Source organism: Clostridium muellerianum (assembly GCF_012926525.1).
Classification (GTDB): domain Bacteria; phylum Bacillota; class Clostridia; order Clostridiales; family Clostridiaceae; genus Clostridium_AM; species Clostridium_AM muellerianum.
This window is the reverse complement of record NZ_JABBNI010000018.1, coordinates 42,517-65,840: the sequence shown is the minus strand read 5'-3', so window position 1 is coordinate 65,840 and position 23,324 is coordinate 42,517. Positions and strand designations below refer to the sequence as shown.

General features: G+C 29.7%; 17 protein-coding genes and 1 riboswitch. Of the genes, 6 read left to right on the top strand and 11 right to left on the bottom strand.

Translation table 11 applies throughout. The features are described 5' to 3' along the window. Positions 1–336 precede the first annotated feature (336 nt). Positions 337–687, bottom strand: a complete 351-nt coding sequence (locus HBE96_RS10655; RefSeq protein WP_169297749.1) for a four-helix bundle copper-binding protein — start codon at positions 685–687, stop codon at positions 337–339. Between the two features lie 232 nt (positions 688–919). Next, entirely contained in the window at positions 920–2,938 is a 2,019-nt protein-coding gene (locus tag HBE96_RS10650) for an ATP-dependent helicase (RefSeq protein WP_342590173.1), read from the bottom strand. A 207-nt stretch (positions 2,939–3,145) separates the two neighbouring features. On the opposite strand from HBE96_RS10650, the gene HBE96_RS10645 reads away from it, so the two are divergent. After that, complete coding sequence (locus tag HBE96_RS10645; RefSeq protein ID WP_169297747.1) at positions 3,146–4,627, top strand: nicotinate phosphoribosyltransferase; 1,482 nt, start codon at positions 3,146–3,148, stop codon at positions 4,625–4,627. Positions 4,628–4,867: 240 nt separating this feature from the next. On the opposite strand, the gene HBE96_RS10640 is transcribed toward HBE96_RS10645, so the two are convergent. Continuing rightward, positions 4,868–5,095: a hypothetical protein gene (locus HBE96_RS10640; protein ID WP_243186898.1), complete on the bottom strand. Its 228-nt coding sequence runs from the start codon at positions 5,093–5,095 to the stop codon at positions 4,868–4,870. A gap of 235 nt (positions 5,096–5,330) precedes the next feature. Beyond that, positions 5,331–6,599, bottom strand: a complete 1,269-nt coding sequence (locus HBE96_RS10635; RefSeq protein ID WP_169297746.1) for a D-alanyl-D-alanine carboxypeptidase family protein — start codon at positions 6,597–6,599, stop codon at positions 5,331–5,333. A gap of 346 nt (positions 6,600–6,945) precedes the next feature. Here HBE96_RS10635 and HBE96_RS10630 point away from each other — a divergent pair, with 346 nt between their 5' ends. From HBE96_RS10630 to HBE96_RS10620, 3 genes are all read left to right on the top strand, one after another. Further along, positions 6,946–7,566 (top strand): NUDIX hydrolase, encoded by a 621-nt coding sequence (locus tag HBE96_RS10630; protein ID WP_169297745.1) that lies wholly within the window; start codon positions 6,946–6,948, stop codon positions 7,564–7,566. A gap of 290 nt (positions 7,567–7,856) precedes the next feature. Continuing rightward, positions 7,857–9,371, top strand: coding sequence for an MBL fold metallo-hydrolase RNA specificity domain-containing protein (locus HBE96_RS10625; protein WP_169297744.1), 1,515 nt, complete (start codon positions 7,857–7,859; stop codon positions 9,369–9,371). A gap of 225 nt (positions 9,372–9,596) precedes the next feature. After that, entirely contained in the window at positions 9,597–9,845 is a 249-nt protein-coding gene (locus tag HBE96_RS10620; protein WP_169297743.1) for a CPF_0552 family protein, read from the top strand. A gap of 69 nt (positions 9,846–9,914) precedes the next feature. Here HBE96_RS10620 and HBE96_RS10615 read toward each other — a convergent pair whose 3' ends face one another. The 3 genes from HBE96_RS10615 to HBE96_RS10605 form a co-directional block, all read right to left on the bottom strand. Next, on the bottom strand, positions 9,915–10,997 hold the full coding sequence (locus tag HBE96_RS10615) for a 4Fe-4S binding protein (protein WP_169297742.1): 1,083 nt from the start codon (positions 10,995–10,997) through the stop codon (positions 9,915–9,917). A gap of 216 nt (positions 10,998–11,213) precedes the next feature. Further along, positions 11,214–12,260, bottom strand: a complete 1,047-nt coding sequence (gap, locus tag HBE96_RS10610) for a type I glyceraldehyde-3-phosphate dehydrogenase (RefSeq protein WP_169297741.1) — start codon at positions 12,258–12,260, stop codon at positions 11,214–11,216. A gap of 423 nt (positions 12,261–12,683) precedes the next feature. Continuing rightward, positions 12,684–13,853, bottom strand: a complete 1,170-nt coding sequence (locus HBE96_RS10605) for a methyl-accepting chemotaxis protein (protein ID WP_206154895.1) — start codon at positions 13,851–13,853, stop codon at positions 12,684–12,686. Positions 13,854–14,417: 564 nt separating this feature from the next. Between HBE96_RS10605 and gltX the strand changes: the two genes are divergently transcribed. Further along, a complete protein-coding gene (gene gltX, locus HBE96_RS10600; protein ID WP_169297740.1) occupies positions 14,418–15,872 on the top strand; it encodes a glutamate--tRNA ligase in 1,455 nt (484 codons plus the stop codon). A 676-nt stretch (positions 15,873–16,548) separates the two neighbouring features. Then, positions 16,549–16,651: riboswitch (purine riboswitch) on the top strand. Positions 16,652–16,909: 258 nt separating this feature from the next. Further along, entirely contained in the window at positions 16,910–18,274 is a 1,365-nt protein-coding gene (locus tag HBE96_RS10595; protein ID WP_169297739.1) for a nucleobase:cation symporter-2 family protein, read from the top strand. Between the two features lie 326 nt (positions 18,275–18,600). Here HBE96_RS10595 and HBE96_RS10590 read toward each other — a convergent pair whose 3' ends face one another. From HBE96_RS10590 to HBE96_RS10575, 4 genes are all read right to left on the bottom strand, one after another. Then, positions 18,601–19,074 (bottom strand): (2Fe-2S)-binding protein, encoded by a 474-nt coding sequence (locus HBE96_RS10590; RefSeq protein ID WP_169297738.1) that lies wholly within the window; start codon positions 19,072–19,074, stop codon positions 18,601–18,603. Beyond that, positions 19,075–19,911 carry an FAD binding domain-containing protein gene (locus HBE96_RS10585; RefSeq protein ID WP_169297737.1) on the bottom strand — a complete coding sequence of 279 codons (837 nt, stop codon included), beginning with the start codon at positions 19,909–19,911 and terminating at the stop codon, positions 19,075–19,077. Beyond that, positions 19,898–22,243 (bottom strand): xanthine dehydrogenase family protein molybdopterin-binding subunit, encoded by a 2,346-nt coding sequence (locus HBE96_RS10580; RefSeq protein ID WP_169297736.1) that lies wholly within the window; start codon positions 22,241–22,243, stop codon positions 19,898–19,900. Before HBE96_RS10580 ends, HBE96_RS10585 begins: the two co-directional genes overlap by 14 nt. Before the next feature lie 219 nt (positions 22,244–22,462). Next, positions 22,463–23,281, bottom strand: a complete 819-nt coding sequence (locus tag HBE96_RS10575) for an FUSC family protein (protein ID WP_169297735.1) — start codon at positions 23,279–23,281, stop codon at positions 22,463–22,465. Between the last annotated feature and the right edge of the window lie 43 nt (positions 23,282–23,324).

Below are 23,324 nucleotides of genomic sequence, written 5' to 3'. Positions count from 1 at the left end.
AAAATTTACTTTTACAAAACTTAATATTGCTAACTTTGAAAAATTAAGATCCTCAAGATTTGACATTTTCCAACAAGATCATTTAAATATGTACTTTTTTTAACTTAATTATAACATAAAATTAATAAAAATCCAATTATTATGGGGAAATATAATATAGAAGCATATTATACTTTTGTATTTTTATAAAATGATATAACAAAAACCTCTTTGTGTTATTTGTTATCATAAAATTTCTAACAATCAAAGAGGCCTGTTTTTGTTATTAAATTTTACCTAGTAAACTTTTTAAAGTTTAGTGATTATTTAAAAATACATTTTTATTGTGGTGACCTTTTACATACTCTTCATTTTTCTGCATTCATCAGCACATTGACGACATGCATCAGCACACATTCTGCAATGCTCATCCTTAAATTTACTACATTCAGATGCACACTCATCACAAACTATTGCGCACAAATTACAAATATGGTCTATGTGGAAACTTCTTCTAGCCATTGCAGATGCAGCTGTTGCACAGACCTCTGAGCAATCAATTAAATCAAGTATACAATGCTCTCTTGCCTTTACATCTGGTTCTGATAAACACATTCTAAAACATTCCTGACATAACTGCATACATTTACTGCAAGCGTCAAGACAAGATTGATACTGTGCATTTGGTGCCATTAAAGTTGCATTCATAATTTAAATCCTCCTTAAAATCTTTATACGTTTCACAAATTTTATTTTGCTCTAAAAATTTAACTTTATTCATAATTATTTAAGGGATATGAAAAAAAATAACAAGTCAAAGATGTTAGTATATTTTGTGATTGACAAGGAAACAGGTTCCGCTGATAGTTGTTCTATCAAAGGGTTCTGTTGACGCAAAATATACTAACATACTGACTTGTTTTTTTTGAGTATGCCTAAGCTACCTTATAAGCAAATCACTATTACTAAGCACATAAGCATCAAATTTTCTTTCCACAAAATTATTAAACTTAATATTTACATAACTTCCTTCATAGGATATTATCTTTCCTTTACCAAAGGTTTTGTGTGTAATTTCATCTCCTATATTAAACTTACCTTTTAACTTTTCTGTACTTTCTTCCCTAATACTTTTATACACCCCTGATTCTTCAATAAACCTGGACATATGTGCCGCTTTCCCTTTAAAGGTATTAGTACTATATAAAGTTAAATTATCTATAGCTCTTGTAACTCCCACATAAAAAAGTCTTCTTTCTTCTTCTACATTTTTAGGAATGCTATTTATATGTGGTATTACACCTTCATTACAATTTATAATAAATACATTTTTAAATTCCATTCCCTTTACGCCGTGTATAGTGCTAAGTATTACTCCACTTTCTTCTTTTGACTTTTTCTTAAGTCTTTCCTCTACATCTTCTATATGTGCTAAAAATGGGATTATACCATTATAATCAGAAGCAGAAATTTTAAATTCCTCTATTACGTCTATTAATTCGCTACTATCCATTTTCAACCTTTGGCTGTATTCATTAATATAATCATAATAACCTAAATCCTTTGTTATCACATTTAAAGCATCCCTTAAACCCATTTTATTTAATTTTAATATATCCTTTTCTAATCTCTCTAAATTCTTAATTTGAAAAATAGCTATATCCTCTTCTTCTACTAAAAGTTTAAAACAACTTTCTTTTTTTATATCCTTTTTCACCTTTTCAATATGTACTTTACTTATATACCTAAAAGGTTTATTAATTATTCGTGCAAAACTTTCTTTATCAGAAATATCCAGTGATAATTTTAAATATGCTATTAAATCTTTGCATATAAAATGCTCAAAAAAGTTATACTGCTTATCCAATATTTTAAAAGGTATTTCTCTTTTCAGCATAACATCTACAACACTTCTATTTTCTAAATTAGTTCTATATAATACTGCAAAGTCTTCTAAATTATAAGATTGATCTTCGCATAAACTTTCTATTGTTTTACATATATTTAATGCCTGTTCTTTTTCATCACTTAATTTAAAAAAATTTATAATACCTCTTGTTTTCTTATTTGACTCTATGACTTTATTATTTCTATTTTTATTACCTGCAACTATTTTCTTTGAAATATCTACTATGTTTTCATTACTTCTATAATTAGTACATAAAAATATCTTTTTACCATCTTTAAAATATTCATTAAAGTTAACCATACAGTCAGGTCTTGATCCTCTAAACCCGTAGATACACTGATCCTCATCGCCTACTGCGAAAATAGAATTATTTTGCCCAAGCATCTGTAAAAGCTCTATTTGAATACTATCACAGTCTTGAAATTCATCTACCAGTAAATACTTAAAAAGCCTTCTGTATGATGCTAAAAGATTGGGATTTTCTAAAAATAGTTTTTTAGCATTTAGTTGAAGATCATCAAAATCCATAAGTTGATTTTCTTCTTTATACTCTTCATATACTCTAAAGCACTGTACAAAAATATCTTTATCTATACTTGGCTTAAAATATTCTAATTCTTCCTTACTATTTTTGAAAAGAGATATATTATTTATTACCTCTCTAATTTTTTCATCTCCCACTGAATCTAAGAAAGATATTAAAACTTCATTTATTATTCTATAAGTTTTTGAACTATCTATTATATTAACTTTTCTTACATGTCTCATAAGTATTTTATAAAAAAGCCCATGAAAAGTTCCAAAAAAAGGTGTATGTTTGCTGCCAGTCATATTTATATACCTTTTTTTCATATTTACAGCAGCTGCTTTAGTAAAAGTTATGACCACCATATTATTAGGATTGACACCTAAATCATTTATAAGATATGCTGTTCTGTTCACAATTACTGCAGTTTTCCCAGATCCTGGTGGTGCTACTATTAACACATTTTCATCTTTAGTGTAAACTGATTTTTTTTGATATATATCTAAGTCATTCATATTAAAAATATTTTTCTCCTTGCGTAATTTAACCTATTATGCTTAAATTATGAATATTAATACATTATTAAAATACATATAATTTCTTGCATAATGGCTTATTATAAGTTAATTCTATACTATTGTAATAATTTTAGTAAAGTATTACAATGTGTATATACATTATAAATTGTTAACATTCTTAATTCAATTAAAACACATAGAGGAGATTTAACCATGGAATATACTAAAAACTTTAACATAAGGACTGGCAGAAACCTTACAATGTTAGTTGATTTTTATGAATTTACAATGGGAAACGGTTATTTAGACAGCGATATGGGTAATCGAATAGCCTATTTTGACATGTTCTTCAGAAGAGTACCTGATGGTGGCGGATACTGTATTATGGCAGGTGTTCAGCAGGTTATAGAATACCTATCTAACCTTAAATTTTCTGAAGATGATATTGAATATTTAAGGAGCAAAAATTCATTTTCAGAAGAGTTTTTAAATTACTTGAAAAATTTTAAATTTTCCTGTGATGTATGGGCTGTTCCTGAAGGAAATCCCGTTTTTCCAAATGAACCTTTAGTTACAGTAAGAGGGCCTGCCATTCAAGCTCAATTTGTAGAAACTATGATACTTCTTACAATAAATCATCAAACCTTGATAGCTACAAAAGCTAATAGAATTTGTAGAGCTGCTGGAAATAGACCAGTTATGGAGTTTGGATCAAGAAGAGCTCAAGGATATGATGGTGCTATTTATGGTGCAAGAGCTGCTGTTATCGGCGGATGTTCATCTACTGCCTGTACTATAGCTGAAGAAATGTTTGGTATACCTGCTGTAGGAACTATGGCTCACAGCTGGATACAGCTTTTCCCAACAGAATATGAGGCTTTTAAAGCCTGGGCTGATGTGTATCCTGATAATTGTGTACTTTTAATAGATACTTATAATGTACTTAAATCTGGATTACCAAATGCTATAAAAGTGTTTAATGAAGTTTTAATTCCTAATGGTCACAGACCTAAGGGTATAAGAATAGATAGTGGAGATATAACTTATCTTACAAAAAGATGCAGAAAAATCCTTGATGAAGCTGGTTTTAGCGACGTACAAATAGTTATTTCAAATTCTCTTGATGAGTTTATTATAAGAGATGTTTTAAGTCAAGGTGCTTATATTGATTCCCTTGGAGTTGGTGAACGCTTAATTACAGCAAGATCTGAACCCGTATTTGGAGGAGTATACAAACTATCTGCTGTAGAAGATTGTGACGGAAATATAATTCCAAAAATAAAGATAAGTGAAAATGAAGAAAAAATAACCAATCCAGGTTTTAAAACAGTATATAGAATCTATGATAAAGCAGATAATAAGGCTATTGCAGATTTAATAACCTTACGTGATGAAAAATTAGATTTAAATGAGCCTATTGAAATATTTGACCCAGTTTTTACCTGGAAAAAGAAAAAGATTAAAGATTACTACGCAAAAGAATTAATGGTTAAAATTTTTGATAAAGGAACTCCTATATATGAAAATCCTAGTGTTTCTGATATTAAAAAAGTAGTAGCTCTTGAAACAGAGAAAATGTGGCCTGAAGTTTTAAGATTTGAAAACCCACATAATTATTATGTAGATTTATCAAAGAACTTATGGGACTTAAAACAAACCTTACTTCATAAATATTCAAATACCTATGAAGAATAATTTGTAAAACATTATTTTAAAAAGTTCGTTATAAAAATAACTAAAACATTTATATTAAAACCTTTGTTAAAGTTACAAAAAGGGTTTGGTATTAAAAGTAAACTACTTTTAATACCAAACCCTTTATTTTTTAACTTTGAAAGCTCCTGCGAAAACCATTTTAAAACAACCTTTGTAATAACACTCCCATATTATATTTATATTTTTAAATTATAATTACTTCTTTAGCCTGTCCATCTTTTACAAATACTGATTTTGCATTTCTTTGTAAGACTCTCTAGCAAAGATAAAATCTTTTTGCGTAGATTCTAGTTCGTGTTTATAATCTACTTTTCCCATCATATATTCATTCAAATTCTGAAAAGGACAGCTATCACCTGTAGCTTTATAATTATACAAAGCACATTCTTTAAAACATTCTATACTATTATCATAAGTTGATAAAAAAGGACATTCAGTCATTATCATACACCTCTTCCAAAGAATTTATATACCTTGATTTTCATTATACAATATTTGTTAATTAAAATAAAGGAATTTACTGAATTTTTTAAATTTATACCCACATTTAATATTTCATACCATATATCATCTATTCACCATCTATAATATCTATCATTTGAATGATTTTTCACAAAAATATAAAAGAGGATATGCAAAACATTTTAAAATCATTTTGCATATCCTCTTTTATATAAAAACTCTAAATATATTTTCCTCTTTTATTTCTTCTGTTCAAATCAATAAGCTTCTTTACCAAGTATGCTACTATACCTATTATACATAGAACTGCAGCAGCTGCTGCTGCATAATATGGTACATTATTTTTAGCTAAAGTTGCCTTAGAAATAGTAGAATATAACTTATAATTATTTGATAAATTTCTTTCTTTAACTGTTAAATTTCCAATAGAGCTTTCTCCTTTTAAAGTGGAGGTATTAATATTTGATAAATTTATAGTTTTACTTAATTCATTCTTATTTACATAGTTATCATAATATCCTATATCTTCCTTTACACATATAGGTACATTTATAGTTTTTTCAGGACCAATTATTAAAGGCTTATACTTTATAGTCTTTGTAGTAACTATATCACCTGCTTTATAAAGCACAGTAGGTTTAGATGCATAACTCCAATTTATTACTTTTTCCATATCATTAAATACAGCCATATCTGTTGCATCATATACTGATTTCATCACTACGCCTAAAATCTTCCTGCCATCTCTTTCATATACAGTAACAAGACATTTTCCTGCATCAGAAGTATAACCTGTTTTTCCTCCAATACAGCCCTCCTTACCTAGAAGCTTATTTCTATTCTGTATAGCAAAAATAGTACCTTTAGAGGTTTTTATTGAAGCTTTCTGCTTTCCCATAGACTCTCTAACCCATGAATTTTGAAAAGCTGTACTAGCAATTGTACTAAGATCATAAGCAGTAGTATAGTGATTAGGATCATGTAATCCATTGGGAGTAACAAAATGAGTATTTTTTAAATTTAACTGTTTTACTTTCTCATTCATTTTGTTCATAAAATCAGCATCGTCTTTTCCTACGCCTTCAGCTATTACATAAGCCATATCATTACCAGAATAAAGCAGTAATCCATCCATAACATCCTGAGCTGTCATAGTTTCGTCTGCATTTATAGGATGTAAATCTGTATTAAGGGAAGATGCCGGTTGAACTTTAGCTTTTTGTGTATATTTTAAAACATCATTTTTGTTTTTATTTTCGGCAAGAAGTAATGCAGTAAGAAGTTTAGTAGTACTTGCAGGATACATTTTTGTATCTACATCCTTAGCATAAATTATTTCTCCTGTTTTCATATCTATTGTTATAGCTGCTTTACCATAAATTTGTGGTTCAGTTTCTTTAGCTGCAGAATTTCCTGCGGCTAGTACATTAAAATTTAAAGAAGAAGCGATAATAAGTGTTAGTATTAAAGATAATTTTTTCTTTTTCAAATTTCATCTCTCCATTTACTTGTATAATTTTGTATTACAATTCTTAATTATTTTAAAACTTATTAATACATAACATTATGCAAATTATGCATTAAAGTATTATAATTAGGTTATAACAACCATTAGTATATCACTTACAAAGACATTTGACAATTTTCATATAAAGCATATTTTAGGTAATTAGTAAAGTTATATAATACGAACTTCAATTTGGCAAGTGAATGTGCAAGCTATTGATAGTTCTTAATTTCTTTATAAAAGATTTTAAAATTAAAGTATCATAGTATAAACACTTACATGGGTTGCTCGTCAAATCCAAGATAAAATAAAGTTGGGAGGTTATTATATGATAAATAATATAAAAAAAATATTTAAAAATAGGCAAGAAGGACTAATGGGGATTTATAGAAAAAATGCAGTTATGATACTGCTTCATAAAGTTCAAGGTAAGACTAATATAGTTTTTGAAGTAAGATCTTTTAATTTAAGACATCAACCTGGCGACATATGCCTTCCTGGAGGTAAACTAGAAGAAAATGAATCTCCTCTAGATGGTTCCATACGTGAAACAATGGAAGAACTTAATTTAAAAAGAGATGACTTAGAACTTATAGGAAAAATGGACTATATTATAACCCCTTACAACTTTATAATGTATCCATTTATAGGCACCTTAAACCGTAGTAATATACAACCTAATAAGGATGAAGTAGATCATATTTTTGAAGTTCCTATAGAATTTTTTATAGAAAATCCTCCTGAACTATATAATTTAGCTTTAATGCCTAAACCAGAAAATTCATTTCCTTATGAACTTATAAGAAATGGCAAAAATTATAAATTTAGAATCGGAAATGTTCCAGAATATTTTTATAAATACAAAGATTATGTAATATGGGGATTTACGGCTTTAATTATAAAAAACTTTATAGACATAATTAAAACATCTTTAGATATAAAAAATTAGAAAAATCACCCTAATTCATATCATATTATATATCCAAAAACTTTTTGATATAATACTAATTTTATATCCTATGTCTTCTTTATTTTACAAAAACACTTATTGCATTTTTGTGTATATATTATTTTAAATATAATTAATTAACAAAAATCATACAGTAAATTAATAAAATACTAAAAATTTTCATAATATTTAATTTCATGGTAATAAAAATATTTAAAATTTTCTGATTATAATGTATAATAGACATAATAACTAAAATATTCTCAACATAAGACAAGGGGGGACTTTTAATGAAAATTGAATTTTATGGAGCAGCTGGTTGTGTTACTGGCTCAAGTCATGTTTTAAAAGTAAAAGATAAAAACATACTTCTAGATTGTGGTATGTACCAAGGAAGGGATGAAAAAGAAAGAGGTAATGAAACCTTTAATTTCAATCCTAAAGATATAGATTATATCATTTTATCTCACTCCCATATAGATCATAGTGGTAGAATACCTTTACTGTACAAACAAGGCTTTAAAGGGGATGTTATTTGTACAGAAGGCACTAAGGATTTATGCAGTGTAATGCTTCCAGACAGCGGACATATACTAGAGTCAGAAGTTGAATGGAAAAATAGAAAAAGAGCACGTCAAGGCCTTCCTCCATTAGAACCTTTATATACTGAAAAGATAGCCCATGTAGCTTTATATTTATTTAACGGATACCCATATGATCAGTGGATAGAATTATTCGATGGCTTTAAAGTAAGATTTAGAGACGCTGGTCACCTTTTGGGTTCAGCTATAATAGAAATGCTTATTGAAGATAATAAAAAACAAATTAAGTTAGTTTATACTGGTGATTTGGGTAATAAAAATGTACCTATTTTAAAAGATCCTACATTAATTGATTATGCAGACTATTTAATAATGGAGACTACTTACGGAAACAGACTTCACACTTCCATTTCATCAGAACTTACTGATCTTGCTAAAATTATAAAAAGCACTTTCAAGAGAGGCGGAAATGTAATAATTCCATCCTTTGCAGTTGGAAGAACTCAGGAAGTTTTGTATACCTTAAACAATTATATAGAAAGTAATATTTTAAAAGGAGTTTCCGTTTATGTAGATAGTCCTTTAGCTTCTGAATCCACAGCTATTTTTTCTAGATATCATAAATATTATGATAAAGAAGCTCAACAAATCCTGGCCAAAGGAAGTGATCCTTTAAGTTTTCCTGGATTAACTTTTACTAAATCGCCTGAAGAATCTGCAAAACTTAATAAAATTCAAAGTGGCGCTATTATAATATCTGCCAGCGGCATGTGTGAAGCTGGTAGAATAAAGCATCATTTAAAACATAATTTATGGAGAAAAGAAAGTTCCATAATATTTGTAGGATACCAAGCAGAGGGAACTTTAGGAAGAAGTATAGTTGATGGTGCAAAAAAAGTAAAACTTTTCGGAGAAGAAGTAGTAGTAAATGCTAAAATATATAATTTACATGGTTTATCTGGTCATGCAGACAGAAATGGACTTATAGAATGGCTAGAAGCTTTTAAAACTAAACCTGAAAAAGTTCTTTTAGTTCATGGTGATGCTGAAGCTCAAGAAAGCTTTAACGAGTTACTTCAGGCAAAGGGATATTCTACCTATATAGCTAAACCTGGAGACACATTTATTCCTGAATTAACTCCTCAAAATTTCAGTGTCATTAGGAATAGAATTATTTCAGTTATAAACTCTATAGAAGATTTAGATTCAATGGATAAAGAACTTATTATTGAAAAGATAAGACAGGAAATAAACAATATTTAAATTTAATATTAGAAGATCTCTATAATTTTTAAAAGAGCACTTGTTATTAAACGATTATAAGGATTTATATAAAAATAAGGTTTAACACTGAAATTTAATTTCAGTATTAAACCTTTTATTTTATAATATTAACTTTTTATCAATTAATTATATTCTAAAAAAACATGCTTATTTTTTTTAAACAGGGTTATAATACATACTGAACATTAAAAGGAGTGATTTTTTATGCAAACTACAATTATGGCATTATCAGTTGATGCAAGAAACCTTCATGCCCCAGAGGTTCAAACCGTTTTAACTAGATACGGTTCCATAATAAAAACAAGACTGGGTCTTCATGAAGTTGCAGTGGATTCTTCTTCCCAAGTTGGACGTATTCTTCTACATATTTGCTCAGATTCAAATGAAGTAAACTCTTTGGAAGAAGAATTAACTGATATAGAAGGAGTAAATGTAAAACATATGACTCTTTAAAATATTTATATAAAAAATAGACATAGATAATTTAAAACTATCTATGTCTATTTTTTAGTATATGAATTTTTAAACTTCTATGGCAGTCTCAGGGCATCTAGTTAAACAAAGACCGCATCCAAAACACTTAGTTGTATTTACTGATGCTTTATCTCCTACAGTTATAGCATTGTAAGCACAGCTTTTAACACATTTACCACAAGAAGTACATTTTTCTTTGTTGATTTTTGGGAATATAGGCTCTCTTATAACTTTTCTTTCCTTCATTTTTCTAGCAGTTAATCCCCTGATATCTTCTACACTTTCAAAACCATGTTCATCAAGCCACTGATTCAATTCATTAGATACTCTAGAATAAACTCCATTTCCTTCTAATATAGCAGCAGTACAAATTTGAACTGCTGATGCTCCTGCCATAATCATAGCTACTGCATCTTCTCCTGTAGATATACCACCTACACCTATTACAGGTACCTTTACAGAATTAGCTATAGAATATACATACCTTAACGCTATAGGATTTAAAGATTTTCCAGAAAGCCATCCATATCCTTTTTCTCCTCCCAAATATGGAAGCCCCGTTTCCACATCTATATGAAGGCATGGTCCTAGAGAATTTATTGCAACAAATCCTGCCGCTCCTTCTTCTACAAGCCTTTTAACATACCAGCCTATTTTTGTTATACCTGGACTTATTTTTATATAAACAGGCTTATCACTTTTACTTGCTATTTTTAGGGAATCTACCACTGACTCTAAATCCTTTTCCATATAGTGAGTTGATATTTCAATGATATCTGCATAAGGTGTTATGATAGGAAGTACTTTTTCAATTTCGCTTGCAGTATAACCTAAACTTACTATAAAAGGAACTCCATAACTTTTACATTTCGAATATCCCTTTTCCACCCACTGTTCCACAGAAAGTTCAGACCACAATTCGCTATTTAAAAACGCACCATCTTTTGTTTGCTGCATGCAAGGTCTAGCAGTTCTAACAAACTTCTCAGATATAGTTTTAGTTACTAATGCCCCCACCCCTTGCTTTACACATTCAAGCATACAGTCAGCATTTCTAACCTGAGGTCCAGATGCTGGCATAACAGGGTTTTTTAATTTTATTCCGTGAAGATCTACATTTAAATTAGCCATGTTATTACCCCCAATCAGCTAAATCATTTTACTTAATTAATTCTACATTTATTCATGTTTTCCTTCACAAAAAGTCCGAAATTATTAACATTACGCCTATCAATTTGACAAGTATAAAGACTGTCAATTTGACAATTGACAGTCTTTATTTTTCCCCTAAATAACCATTTTTATCCCTAAGTCCCAAGTTTTCTAAAGTTCATATTAAAACTTTTCCTAAACAACCATTCCAATTTTGTATTCACATTGCTTTTGCATTTCCATTGCAGTATAATTTACTAAATCAACAGTTCTACAAGAATATCCCCATTCATTATCATACCATGATACTACTTTTACCATATTATCTTCCATTACCATTGTTGAAAGGCCATCAATTATAGAAGATCTCTCATCACCTTTATAATCTATAGAAACTAGTGGTTCTTCTGAATAACCAAGTATTCCCTTCATATCTCCTGCAGCTGCTTCCTTAAATGCATTATTAATCTCTTTTACTGTTACATTTTTAGAAAGTTCACAAACTAAATCTGTAAGTGAAACCGTAGGAGTAGGTATTCTTACAGAAAAACCATTTAACTTTCCATTAAGATTTGGAAGTACTTTACCTACCGCTTTTGCTGCTCCTGTAGTAGTTGGAATTATTGATTCACCTGCTGCCCTTGCTCTTCTTAAATCTTTGTGCGTTTTATCTAATATTCTTTGATCATTAGTATACGAATGTATAGTTGTCATCAATCCCTTTACTATTCCAAATTTATCATCCAAAACCTTTGCAAAAGGCGCTAGACAGTTGGTTGTACAAGAAGCATTTGAAATTATAGTATGCTTTTCTACATCTAATTTTTCCTCATTAACTCCCATAACTATAGTTATATCCTCATCCTTTGCTGGTGCTGTTAATATAACCTTTTTAGCTCCTGCTTTTATATGCTTCATAAGATTTTTTTTATCTTTAAATACTCCTGTGGACTCTACCACTATATCTATATTCATTTTTCCCCAAGGTAAATTTTCCGGATCATTTTCTCTTAATATTTTTATACTTTTACCATTTATTATAATAGAATTTGGGGTAGTTTTTACCTCTCCGTTAAATCTTCCATAGCAAGAATCATATTTAAAAAGATGAGCCAAAGTTTCACTATCAGCTCTAGCATTAATAGCTACAATTTCTACATCCTCATTCAATCTATTTTGAGCAATCCTAAGTACTGCTCTACCTATTCTTCCAAAACCATTAATAGCAACTTTCATAGACATAATTTTTCCTCCCATATCCTTAATACTTAAATACTTCACCCGTTTAATATTATAGCATATTCCATTTATTTAATATTAATATATGTGTAACATTCCACATATGTGCTATATTATTTATACCAATAATATACGCCTGTGTCAATTTTGCTCCCACCTGAATTATGCTATTTTTTATGCATTTTTCACTTTATAGCTCCTTTTTCCAATAGTATATCTTAATATCAATGAATCTTGCTTAGCTTAAGTATTACAATAGGTATCCATGACATAAAAAACTAATTTAATTGAATCAAACCAGTCAATTCTTATATAAGTACTTCAATAAAACACAATTTTACCCAGCACTTTTAAAATGCTGGGTTTCAAGGTACTTAATATTAGTATTCAAATGTGTTTTACTTTATTCCAAATATGCTTTACTTTTTAGTATGCTTTTTTATTTTTCAAATCTTCTACTTCTTTCTCTAATTTAACAGACAGCCCTGAAATCTCTTCACAGGAGGATAAAAGATCTTCACAGGATGCAGATATTTCTTCTGATGCTGCAGAAGTCACTTCTGCCACTTCTGATACATTTTTCACCATACCCAAAACAGAAATATTATTTTGTGAAACCTTATTAAGAGATTCTTCTGTTTCTTTTATAAGTACAGGTATACTTTTTACCGAACCTATAATATCTTCAAAAGATATTATACTATCATTAGCTATTACTGCTTGATCCTCCAAAAGTATTCCAACCTTACCTGAATTATCTATTACCTTTTCTGTTCCTTGAGAAATTGACTTAACAAGATTTATAATTTTCTTTGATGAAACTTTAGATTCTTCTGCAAGTTTTCTAACTTCCTCTGCTACTACACTAAAACCTTTTCCTTGTTCTCCCGCCCTAGCTGCTTCTATCGATGCATTTAAAGCCAAAAGATTAGTTTGTTCTGATATAGCATTTATTACATCTGTAATTTTACCTATTTCCGACACTGTAGCAGATAAATTATTTATATTTTCCGAAACTACATCAAATGCACCTTTTATCTTTACAATAAAATCTATAAGTTCATATATTTTTTCCTCACCTTCTACTGCTTTTGTTTCAGTTTCATTGGTGTTTTTCTTTACTACAAGTAGTTTTTCTTGAACTATATCTGTTTCTTTTGATAAACTAGTTAAATTCTCCACTATTTTTATAATATCATTAGATTGATCATTAGCACCTTGAGCAACTTGTTGTATTGAGTTTGAAACTTCATTAGCTGAAGCTAACATTTCTTGAGAACTGCCTGAAAATACAGATATCACAGATTGCAATTGTTCGTATGATCTTTTAACCTCAACATCACCATCTTCATCAGATTTTTCTTCATCATTATTTTCATCAGTAGTTTCTACAGCTTCCATCAAACTTTTACCTTTAAAAATTGCTAAAATTATGAAAATAACAGACAAAAAGGTAATAATAATAGTTGAAATCTTCCATTTAAAATCATAGCTTCCTGAAGTACCGTTTACAAAATAAATTAAAGTTAATATTAACATAAACGGAATTATAGAACTCACTACAAAAAACGATAAAACTTTACTTTTAATTTCCATAATTATCTCCTCTTTCAAGTTTAATTTGTCTGCAACTTATAATATAAAATTTATGCATTAAATATTCATAAGTTTTTATGTAAAATTTATATTTAAGATTTTTATTAAGTTGTATTATTCTATTTAAATATTGATTAATATTTACTTAAATTACAAACTGCAGTTACATATTTATTATACTAAAACCCAATATTATTTTAAAGTATTTATAACATATAATTTAATCAAATTTAGATCTTAAATTTAATTTTAACGGTACTCTTATACTTTTTTGTCGTATCCTCCCAAATTTTGCTTATTTTTTGACTTTCATTAACCATATACATACTTTTGTATTTATATAATTGTTTAACTTTTGTCAATAACATAATAATGCACTTATTTTAAGTGATTAATATTTATACATACCATTTATTCCCAAATCTAACTTTGGTTTTGCTTTTCCTGTGTACCTTGACACCAATAGTTAGTTATTATATTATTATAGGTAGTAATATTGTATCAAATCACCTTTCGTCTCTGTGATGAGAGGTTTTTATTTTAATAAATATAGGAGTGGTAACAATGGCTAAAATTAGAACAAGATTTGCCCCAAGTCCAACAGGATATATGCATGTTGGTAATTTAAGAACAGCGTTATATGCTTACTTAATAACAAAACATGAAAATGGGGATTTTATACTTAGAATAGAAGATACCGATCAAGAAAGATTTGTAGAGGGAGCTCTAGATATAATTTATAACACCTTAAAAGTTACAGGACTTAAACATGATGAAGGTCCAGATGTAGGCGGCCCAGTAGGTCCTTATGTTCAAAGTGAAAGAACTAATATATACATAGAATATGCTAAGCAATTAATCGAAAAAGGTGAGGCTTACTATTGTTTCTGTTCTAAAGAAAGAATGGAATCTTTAAGAGCAGAAGCTGAAACTAATAATACAGCTGCTAAATATGATAAACACTGTCTTAGCTTATCTAAGGAAGAAATAGAAGAAAAGTTGGCTTCTGGTATACCTTATGTTATAAGACAGAATAACCCCTCAACAGGTACTACAACTTTTGAAGATGATATTTACGGAACCATAACTGTAGATAATTCAGAATTAGATGATATGATACTTATAAAATCAGATGGATTCCCTACATATAATTTTGCTAATGTAGTAGATGATCACTTAATGGGAATAACTCATGTAGTTCGTGGAAGTGAATATTTATCATCATCACCTAAATATAATAGATTATATGAAGCTTTTGGCTGGCAGGTTCCAGTATATGTGCACTGTCCTCCAATAATGAAGGATACTCATCACAAATTAAGTAAAAGGAATGGAGATGCTTCCTTCGAAGACTTAATGGCAAAAGGCTATTTAAAAGATGCTATACTAAATTACATAGCTTTACTTGGTTGGAATCCAGGTGGTGAAAAAGAAATATTCTCTCTTGAAGAGTTAGTAGAAACATTCAATTATAAGAATATAAACAAATCACCAGCTATATTTGATGATGTAAAATTAAAATGGATGAATGGAGAATATATAAAGAAGCTTCCATTAGAAGAGTTTCATAAATTAGCTCTTCCTTATTATCAAAAGGCTATAACTAAAAATTTAGATTTTACTAAAATAAGCCCTCTTTTACATACAAGAGTAGAAGTATTAAACGAAATACCTGATATGGTAGACTTCTTCGAAGCTCTTCCAGAACATTCAGCAGAGCTTTATGTTCACAAGAAAATGAAAACAAATTATGAAAATTCATTAGATGTTTTAGAAAAAATACTACCTAGATTTGAAGCTTTAACTCCATGGACTTTTGAAAACATAGAAAAAGTATGTATGGATTTAGTTGCTGAACTTGGAGTTAAAAATGGTATAGTCTTATGGCCTGTAAGAACTGCTGTTTCAGGTAAAAAATCCACTCCAGGTGGAGCTTATGAAATAGCTGAAATAATAGGTAAAGAAGAAACTTTAAGAAGAATTCAAGTAGGTATCGAAAAACTTAAAGCTGCACAATAAACCTATATTTATTTTTTAGTTTAAAAAGCTGTGAATATAAAGGCACTACTACCTTTATTTCACAGCTTTTATTCATTTAATGGACTTAACTTTTCACATACAAAATTTTGAGTTAACATAAGCAAAATGCGACTCAAGTAACCGAATAAACGTTAAGCTGTATTACGTCTAAATTTTTAAGGGCTAAATTATAAAATTATCAATATTAATATGTACAACTGAAGTTACTAGTTTTGATTTTAACTTTTATGTAATGATATATGGTAAGTGTTTCATCACTTTAGCTAAATTGTTTTAGTATTATTCTTAGCTCAAAATTTTTGAAAGCCTTAGAACTTTAGTTTTGTTTGAGGGAACCGAGTTTGACAAAGTTCTTAGGCTTTCAAAAATTTCGAGCTTTAGAATAATTAAAACATTTAGCAGTGATGAAACACTTACCATATATCATGGAGTAAAAGTTAAAATCAAAACTGATACTGCACCTTTGCGTCACATTATTTTTACACTACATTATTATCACATCTCAATAAAACCCAATTAATTGCAAACGCTATAATTCGGCGTATCACGAACTATTTTCTAATATATCTTAAAAAAGTACTATTAAATACGAATATTTATATTGATATTGGTCAAAATATATTGATATTTTTTTAAAACTATGTTACCATAGGTGCATAATATTGAATAAGTCATCCGTATAATCCTAATAATTTAGGTTTAGGAGTCTCTACTAGGAAACCGTAAATTTCCTTTCTATGGATGAATCTGAGGAAAAAATTATATGCCTTTAAATTATAAATGTTTAATAGGATTATTTTTAAACTCCACTGCAGATTCACCATGAATTTGCAGCGGAGTTTTTATTTTATATTTAAAATCAACTACTCAATTACTATTGTTAAAAAACTCCCTATAGTGTAATTATGTTATACCTTGGCGGAGAAAATTATGAAAGCCTAATAAAGGCGAATCATAGCTTGTGAAACTGATCAAGCAACTATCTTACATATTTTTATTAGGAGGTTTTTTTTATTATGACAAATGAAAAGATAAAAACAGTTGATAAGGTAAATGAAGTTCTTCCTGCTCCTCAGCTGTTTACTTTAGGTTTACAGCATGTACTTGCTATGTATGCAGGCGCTGTAGCTGTTCCATTAATTATAGGTGGTGCAGTAGGTTTAACACCTTGGCAATTAGAACTTTTAGTTGCAGCTGACTTATTTACTTGCGGACTTGCAACTTTAATACAAGCACTTGGCATAGGTCCTAACATTGGTATTAGACTACCTGCAATATTGGGTTGTACCTTTGCAGCTGTTGGTCCACTTATAATCGTAGGTAAAAATTTAGGGATGCAAACAGCTTATGGTTCCATAATCGTAGCAGCAATTATTGTTGTGCTTATTGCACCACTGTACGGTAAAATATTGAAATTTTTTCCTACTGTTGTAACAGGTTCTGTTGTTACCATGATTGGGCTTTCTTTAATAAATGTAGGTATAACTAGTATTGGTGGTGGTTCAGGTGCCAAAGACTTCGGAAGTGTATCTAATCTTTTATTAGCTGGATTTGTAATGATTGTTGTTTTATTATCAAACAAATTCTTCAAAGGATTTTTTCAAGCAATTTCTGTTTTAAATGGTATTATTTTAGGTACTATAGTTGCCTCCTTTATGGGAAAAGTAGACTTCTCACCAGTTATAAATGCAAAATGGGTAAGCTTTGTACATCCATTTACTTTTGGTTTACCAAAATTCGATATCGGTTCAATAATTATGATGACTTTTGTTATGTTAACTGTAATGATTGAATCAACAGGTACTTTTCTTGGAATTGGAAGAGTTTGTGATAAAGAAATTTCCGAAAAAGATATTGTACGTGGTCTTAGAGCAGAAGGAATTGCTACAATTTTAGGAGGTATTTTTAATTCCTTCCCTTACACAACTTTTAATCAAAACCTTGGTCTTTTATCACTAAGCAAGGTAAAAAGCCGTTTTGTTGTAGTTGCTTCGGGTATCATTTTAGTATGCCTTGGTTTAATTCCAAAATTTGCAGCTATAGCTACAATTATTCCTCAACCTGTTATAGGCGGAGCTACAACTATAATGTTTGCAATGGTTGCAGTAGCTGGTATACAAATGCTTTCTGATGTAGACTTTAATAACAATTGCAATATGCTTGTTGTTGCTTGTTCTATTGGAATAGGTCTCGGAATTACAGGTTCACCTAATTTACTTAACCACACTCCAGCAATTTTTAAATCTATATTCAGTAGTGGTATAGTTTCTGCATCAGTTGTTGCTGTACTATTAAATGCATTTTTAAATCACGGAAACAAAAATGCTCAAACTAACATTAATACTGATGTAGACCCTTCTCCCAAATGTTCTGAAACTTAATTTTTAAACTAGTTTCAGTATAATTGATAATTATATTAGGCATATGAAAGAAAATAGCAAGTCAAAGATGTTAGTATATTTTGTGTCAGACAAGGAAACAGGTTCCGCTGATAGTTGTTCTATCAAAGGGTTCTGTTGACGCAGTATGACGCAAAATATACTAACATACTGACTTGTTATTTTTTGAATATGCCTTATTAATATTAGCATACTTTTAAAATAAGAGATTATTTTTAATAAATAATAGAGCTGTCGCATTAAGGACAAATACTACAATATATTGTATGTAAATTCCTTAGTGCGCCAGCTCTCTTTTACACTAAAATTTAACTTTTACCTGTATTTAACACTGATTTAATAGCATTATTAATTTCTTCATAACCGGTACACCTGCACACATTAGATTCAAGCCATTCTGCAATAACATAATCATTTGCATCTGGATGAATATTAGTTAAAGCATGACAAACCATTAAAAATCCTGATGTGCAATACCCACATTGAAAGCTGAAATTATCAACAAAGGCTTGTTGTATTGGAGTATTTTTTAAACCTTCTATAGTAGTTATTTTTTTACCAATTGCCTCAACTGTAAGCATTAAACAAGATTTTATAGGCCATCCATCTACAAGAACTGTGCAAGATCCACAATCTCCATTTTCACAACCAGGTTTTGCTCCTGTAAGACCAAGTTGAAGCCTTAGAGTATTTAATAAAATATCAGATGGTTTAACAACTACTTCTACATCTTCATCATTGACATTTATTGTAATTATTGCTTTTTCCAAAACCTGCAGCATTTAAGTCCCCCCTTCAAGCTTTTCTATTGTCTCTAAAAGCATACTCTGTAATACAAACTTTCTATACTCTGAAGACCCATTTAAATCACTATAGATATTAGATGATATACTACTTATTATATTATTTATACGTTGATTTACATTTAACGCTTTATCGTTGATTATATTTTCCACAGCGAAGGATCTAAAAGGATATTTAAATAGTCCACTAAATGCAACTTTAATAGCGTAGTTATCCTTTAGTGCTGCAAGGGTTATCAAAGGATAATCAATTTTATCACTTTTAGTTCTTTTAACATGTAAATGTTGCATATCCAAAAAACTTCTTTTTACTTCTATTTGTACAATAAGCTCCCCATTATCAATTTGAATTTTTTCATTGAAGATATCCATTATGGGTACTTTTCTTATACCACAGCTTCCAGCTATTACTACTCCACTATTACTTAATAAAAGTGGAAGTACAGCTTCTCTATATATTATTGTGCCTGCTAAGTTTCCACCTAAAGTTATTTTATCCTGTATAGTGTGATCAGCTATTCTTTTTACTGTTAAACTGAGCAGCGGAAAAAAGTCTTGTTCTGCTATACTTGTAAGTGTAACAGCTGACCCAATAATCAAACTATCATTTTGAAGCGTATGTATATTGCATTCAGGTATCCCTTTTATATCAATTACAGCTCCTGTATAAATGTTATTAACTCTTGCCATACTTATTATTTCTGTTCCACCACCATAATATTTAGGTTCTTTTCCATGACTTTGTAATTCTCTAAATAAAGTAACAGCTTCGTTTATGGATTCAGGTTTATAGTATTCAAAATCAAAGGGTATCATATTTTCCTCCAGTCTTAGCTTGCCAGATGACTTCTGGTGTAATAGGTATTTTAAGAAAGTCACTTTCTGCTGCTAATGATAACGCTGTAGCAAAAGCCGCTGGAATACCTATAATTCCATGTTCACCTAATCCTCTTGCTCCATAAGGTCCATCAATTTGAGGAGTTTCAATAAAATCCACTATATATTCAGGATTCTCACCAAAATGCATTGGTTTATATATACGCAAACTTGTATTTTGTAGAATTCCTTCATCGTCATATAAAAATTCTTCTCTACTAGCTAAACCAAGTCCCATACTCATACCGCCCATTATTAATCCTTTTGCTGCTTTAGGATTAATTATTTTTCCAGCATCAATAACGGTAACGGCTTTCAAAATTCTATAGTTATAATTTTTAGGATTATATTCAATTTCAACTGCCTGTGCACCTACTGTCCATGATGGTCCAGGCTTTCCCTTTCCAGTTTCTTTATTAAGTTCTGTTATATGTCTCATTACATAGCTACCCCTGCCTATTATTTGATCTCCTATAGATATTCCATTAGCATATGAAAAACCATATACTAAATCTCTAAAAATTATATATATACTTGGATCATCCTTTAAAAAAACTTTTTCATTAGATACTTCTAAATCTTCTTCTGGACATTTCATGGCTATGGAAGCTGTCTTTGTTAATTGTTTTATTAAATCCTCTGCTGCTCTTAAAACTGCTCTACCTACCATAAAGGTTGTCATGCTGGCTACCGTCTTCCAGTGTCTAGGTGAAACTTCAGTATCTACTCCCATAAACACATGAATTCTACTTACATCCATATTCATTCTTTTAGCTAATATTTGTGCTGCAGTAGTTTTCATACCAGGACCAATTTCTACAGCACCACAATTTAAATTTATACTCCCATCTTTGTTAAATGTTAAAATTACTCCAGAAGTAGCATTTGATGGGGAATCTGAGGTTTTCCAAAAACAACTTATACCTTTTGCGTGAACCATATCACCATTAGCTTCAATTATATTTTCAGGCCTCCAATTAATAACTTGTTTTAGCTTTTTAAGACATCTTTGCAAACATCCTGTATTGCTTTCAGTTATTTTTACCTGAGTAGGCGAAAAGTTTCCGGGAGAAATTGCATTTTTTATTCTTAATTCAAGCATATCCATTCCTAAAACTGCTGCTAATTTATCAAGTAATCTTTCAATACAAAATGTAAAAGATACATGGCCAAAACTTCTATAAGATGTTGCGAAGGTATGATTAGTATACACACAAAACGAATCACAATAAATATTTTCAATATTATAAGGTCCTGTACAATTAACTGCTATAGCTTTGGCCATTGTTGGTGCTGTATCGCTGTAAGCGCCACAATCCACCAAATAAGTACATTCTAATGCTTTTATCATTCCATCCTTAGCAGCACCTATTTTAAGACTTGCTTCTAATCCTATTTTACAAGGTGACATTCTAATATCCTCTTCCCTTGTATTTGCTATCTTAACCATTTTACCACCTACAGACTTTGATGCTAAATAGGCTAAAGTTTCTAATTGTATACAAGCTTTACCACCAAATCCTCCTCCTACAAAAGGAACCCGAACTATCAAATTACCTTCAGGAATATTATATTTTTTGCTTATAATCTGTTTTACATGAAAAGGTGCTTGTGAAGAAGTGTATATAATAACACGTCCATCAGGTAATACTTGTGCCCTTGCATTTCGAGTTTCCATAGCCAGGTGATCTGCCTGAGGCATTGTAAAACTGGACTCAACCACTACATCGCTTTCTGACCATGCTTTAGCCATATCACCCTTACGAATTTTTATCTGGGTTGCAATATTACTATTTTCTTTAGGATTTGCAAAATCAACAACACAAGCATATTTAGATAAATCAGGGTGTATCAAAGGTGCATCAGGTTTAATAGCTTCATTAACAGAGTTTACTACAGGAAGCTTTTCATATTCCACTTTAATAAGTTCTATGGCGTTCACAGCTTCTTGTTCACTATTTGCTACTACCATTGCTACAGGTTCTCCAAAGTATCTTACCTTATCTTTTGCTATAGGCGGTCTATCTTCAACATTTGCACCAAACAACGCTTTACAATAATCTCCAGTGATTATGGATTTTACTCCTTTTACTTTTAAAGCTGCTTCTATATTTATTGACTTTATATTTGCATGTGCATAGGGACTTGTTAATAGTTTTGCATGCAACATACCAGGGATTATTGTATCATCTGTATATTTAGCTGCACCTGTAACTTTATCTAAAGATTCCTTTCTAGGAATACTTACTCCTATGTTTATAGGACCTGACATTACGAACTCCTCCTTATATAACTTAGTTGCACCATTCATTAACATAAAATACCTTTATACAGAGATATTATTTACTTTTACGTGCATAATATTCATGTTTACCATATTTTATAATTTTAAAATATACTATAAATGATAAAGTGTAAAATTGAGATATTTACTGATTCTAATTTTATTTACGTATAGCAGCATAAAAAATGCAAATAATATGTACACTGACTAAATACTTTTTATAATTTCGTTTAAATTTTTCATTTCACGAAAAAATATATCCTTATGAAAACTAATAATCATCTTAATATGTTCCTTATTAAGATCATGAAAATCATCATTAACATTGATATAATTAATTATTCCTACCTGTTGAAAAATGATAGAAAAAATATCCACCATTTTATCTAATTTATTTTTTACAGGCAAAAATTTTGAACTAACCTTAATTTCTTCAGAATATATCTTGAAAGTTTCCTTTAAACTGTTTATGCTTTTTTCAATATTATCTAATTTATTCTTATCTTCTATAAACTCCTCATCGTTAGCTAAATTAAGTAGACTTTGTTGTATATCTTGAGCTCTATTTTTAAGTACTTTAGGCATATTGGGATTGAAAACATAGTTATTTACAATTGTAGTAATAGATATGCCTATTAATGTATCCAACAATCTGTGGATGCTATATAAAATAGCTCCAGCCCCTTTTACGCCAAGCATAATAGACACAAATACTAAGCAAGCAATAGATGTAGTACTATCCCATTTAAGGTAACTGCAAATATAAATAATGAGCATTACTCCTATTCCAATTAAAATAGCATTTTGCCATTGAAGAGTTATAAGTATAACTCCAATTAGAGCCCCAATAAAACTACCAATAATCCTATTTGCTCCAAATTTAATTGTTTCACCAAAAAAAGTGGATATAGGCATGACTGCAGGAAGCACAACAAAAAAAGTATATTTTAATTTTAACAAATTTGACACCAATATACATAAGGAAGCAGCAACTCCTACTCTGATTGCTTTTCTTTTCAAATCCATTGCTTCACCTTCTTAAACATGATAATTATTTTCCGTAACACCT

What these genes read in the sequence shown, in the direction of transcription:
- HBE96_RS10590 (WP_169297738.1), bottom strand. Translation starts at nt 19,074, where the DNA reads ATGCTGCAGGTTTTGGAAAAAGCAATAATTACAATAAATGTCAATGAT.
- HBE96_RS10640 (WP_243186898.1), bottom strand. Translation starts at nt 5,095, where the DNA reads ATGATAATGACTGAATGTCCTTTTTTATCAACTTATGATAATAGTATA.
- gap (WP_169297741.1), bottom strand. Translation starts at nt 12,260, where the DNA reads ATGTCTATGAAAGTTGCTATTAATGGTTTTGGAAGAATAGGTAGAGCA.
- HBE96_RS10585 (WP_169297737.1), bottom strand. Translation starts at nt 19,911, where the DNA reads ATGATACCCTTTGATTTTGAATACTATAAACCTGAATCCATAAACGAA.
- gltX (WP_169297740.1), top strand. Translation starts at nt 14,418, where the DNA reads ATGGCTAAAATTAGAACAAGATTTGCCCCAAGTCCAACAGGATATATG.
- HBE96_RS10630 (WP_169297745.1), top strand. Translation starts at nt 6,946, where the DNA reads ATGATAAATAATATAAAAAAAATATTTAAAAATAGGCAAGAAGGACTA.
- HBE96_RS10615 (WP_169297742.1), bottom strand. Translation starts at nt 10,997, where the DNA reads ATGGCTAATTTAAATGTAGATCTTCACGGAATAAAATTAAAAAACCCT.
- HBE96_RS10645 (WP_169297747.1), top strand. Translation starts at nt 3,146, where the DNA reads ATGGAATATACTAAAAACTTTAACATAAGGACTGGCAGAAACCTTACA.
- HBE96_RS10655 (WP_169297749.1), bottom strand. Translation starts at nt 687, where the DNA reads ATGAATGCAACTTTAATGGCACCAAATGCACAGTATCAATCTTGTCTT.
- HBE96_RS10575 (WP_169297735.1), bottom strand. Translation starts at nt 23,281, where the DNA reads ATGGATTTGAAAAGAAAAGCAATCAGAGTAGGAGTTGCTGCTTCCTTA.
- HBE96_RS10605 (WP_206154895.1), bottom strand. Translation starts at nt 13,853, where the DNA reads ATGGAAATTAAAAGTAAAGTTTTATCGTTTTTTGTAGTGAGTTCTATA.
- HBE96_RS10595 (WP_169297739.1), top strand. Translation starts at nt 16,910, where the DNA reads ATGACAAATGAAAAGATAAAAACAGTTGATAAGGTAAATGAAGTTCTT.
- HBE96_RS10580 (WP_169297736.1), bottom strand. Translation starts at nt 22,243, where the DNA reads ATGTCAGGTCCTATAAACATAGGAGTAAGTATTCCTAGAAAGGAATCT.
- HBE96_RS10625 (WP_169297744.1), top strand. Translation starts at nt 7,857, where the DNA reads ATGAAAATTGAATTTTATGGAGCAGCTGGTTGTGTTACTGGCTCAAGT.
- HBE96_RS10620 (WP_169297743.1), top strand. Translation starts at nt 9,597, where the DNA reads ATGCAAACTACAATTATGGCATTATCAGTTGATGCAAGAAACCTTCAT.